We start from the raw sequence: 576 nt of genomic DNA, 5'->3' as shown, positions 1-576 counted from the left end.
GGAAATAACTACATTCGTTGTTGCAACCTACACACTCTATCGGGAAGGCATGCAGATGCCCGAAATCGCCCATGTAGGCAGTGTAGGTTTTGGCAAAATCTGTCTACATTCGTTTTCGTTTGTGTATCATGCACTTAGCTTCTTTCAGTGTATATTGAAAAGCTGATGTATACACTTATATATTTTTGAGGATCAGTGATTTGAATGGTTTAGTGTAGGTTTTTCTGCAATTTCTTGAAATGAACATTAGGGAAGCCTCATCATGAGCCACGCCCCTCTTAAAAACGCGTTTGATATGTAGTCAAAAGGCGTGTTTGCGCAGATCACGGAGAAACAGAGAAGAATTTGCTGCGGTTTCGTTGTGAGGTATGTGTGGTTTTGCTGCGATCTCGAAGAGGAGAATGGGAGGTTGATATTCTGTTGCAGTGTAAAATCTTTTGGTATAGCTTTCGCTCTCGCTCTCGCTCTCGTTTCGAGTTATGAAGAGGATTGTGTAGGGATTGGAAAGTACCGGTTTACCTATTTCTCTACTTTCACAAAAGGTTATTATTATACTGATTATCTGCTCGTATGAGA

General features: G+C 40.8%; 1 protein-coding gene. It reads right to left on the bottom strand.

Annotated features, from left to right (window positions below):
- Nucleotides 1-301 precede the first annotated feature (301 nt).
- Nucleotides 302-576: hypothetical protein (locus tag EII14_RS09540; protein ID WP_233569433.1), on the bottom strand; the 275-nt coding region annotated here is incomplete at its 5' end.

The organism is Alloprevotella sp. OH1205_COT-284 (assembly GCF_003859795.1).
GTDB lineage: Bacteria > Bacteroidota > Bacteroidia > Bacteroidales > Bacteroidaceae > Alloprevotella.
The sequence above is the reverse complement of the archived record's forward strand: the minus strand, read 5'-3'. Positions and strand labels throughout refer to the sequence as shown.